The sequence below is a fragment of the Terrabacter lapilli genome, from assembly GCF_039531305.1.
Taxonomy (GTDB): domain Bacteria; phylum Actinomycetota; class Actinomycetes; order Actinomycetales; family Dermatophilaceae; genus Terrabacter; species Terrabacter lapilli.
In genome coordinates this window covers 1-1,516 of record NZ_BAAAPU010000017.1, presented here as the reverse complement: position 1 = coordinate 1,516, position 1,516 = coordinate 1, and the positions used below count along the sequence as shown (strand labels likewise).

Below are 1,516 nucleotides of genomic sequence, written 5' to 3'. Positions count from 1 at the left end.
ATCGATTACTTGGCACCCGTCCTGGTGTCCCTGGCAAGTACAAGCGGAGCGTGCTCCGCAGTGGAACGTGCAGGGATGGTGGGTGCGGTGTCTGACACGTTGTTGGGTCCTGAGGGATCGGGCAACACCGCCGGCTGCGGGAGAGTGTGACTCTTGCGTGGCCGGGTGGTGTGCCGGGTGCTTCTGGTTGTGGGCCCTGCCGAGAGCTCAGCGTGATGCTGGGTTGGGTGTGGGGTGCCGGTTGTATGTTGAGAACTTCACAGTGGACGCGAGCATCTTTGTGGCCAAGTTTTTAAGGGCACACGGTGGATGCCTTGGCACCAGGAACCGAAGAAGGACGTAGGAATCTGCGATAAGCCTCGGGTAGTCGATAACCAGACTGTGATCCGAGGATTTCCGAATGGGGAAACCCGGCTGGAGGCAAGTCCAGTCACCCGCACCTGAATATATAGGGTGTGTGGAGGGAACGTGGGGAAGTGAAACATCTCAGTACCCACAGGAAGAGAAAACAACAGTGATTCCGTGAGTAGTGGCGAGCGAAAGCGGATGAGGCTAAACCGGGCGTGTGTGATAGCTGTCAGGCGTTGCACGTTCGGGGTCGTGGGACCCGCCAGCTGGCTCTGACAGGCCGGCAGGGAGTGAGAAATCTGCGTCATAGTCGAAGAGCATTGAATGGCTCGGCACAGAGGGTGCGACCCCCGTAGACGAAATGGTGTGGACTCCCGGTGGTGTTTCCCAAGTAGCACGGGGCCCGAGAAATCCCGTGTGAATCTGGCAGGACCACCTGCTAAGCCTAAATATTCCCTGGTGACCGATAGCGGACAAGTACCGTGAGGGAAAGGTGAAAAGTACCCCGGGAGGGGAGTGAAATAGATCCTGAAACCGTGTGCCTACAATCCGTTGGAGCCTCCCGCCGTTGGGCGTGTGGGGTGACAGCGTGCCTTTTGAAGAATGAGCCTGCGAGTTAGTGCTCAGTGGCGAGGTTAACCCGTGTGGGGAAGCCGTAGCGAAAGCGAGTCCGAACAGGGCGCCCATAGTCGCTGGGTCTAGACCCGAAGCGGAGTGATCTACCCATGGCCAGGTTGAAGCGCAGGTAAGACTGCGTGGAGGACCGAACCCACTTAGGTTGAAAACTGAGGGGATGAGCTGTGGGTAGGGGTGAAAGGCCAATCAAACTCCGTGATAGCTGGTTCTCCCCGAAATGCATTTAGGTGCAGCGTCACGTGTTTCTTGCCGGAGGTAGAGCTACTGGATAGCCGATGGGCCTCACCAGGTTACTGACGTTAGCCAAACTCCGAATGCCGGTAAGTGAGAGCGTGGCAGTGAGACTGCGGGGGATAAGCTCCGTAGTCGAGAGGGAAACAGCCCAGATCACCAGCTAAGGTCCCTAAGCGTGTGCTAAGTGGGAAAGGATGTGGAGTTGCTGTGACAACCAGGAGGTTGGCTTAGAAGCAGCCACCCTTTAAAGAGTGCGTAATAGCTCACTGGTCAAGTGATTCCGCGCCGACAATGTAGC

1 rRNA gene is annotated in these 1,516 nt (G+C 57.2%); it reads left to right on the top strand.

The window, feature by feature from the left end:
• Positions 1-282: 282 nt before the first annotated feature.
• A 23S ribosomal RNA gene (locus ABD241_RS20625) occupies positions 283-1,516 on the top strand; the annotation flags it as partial.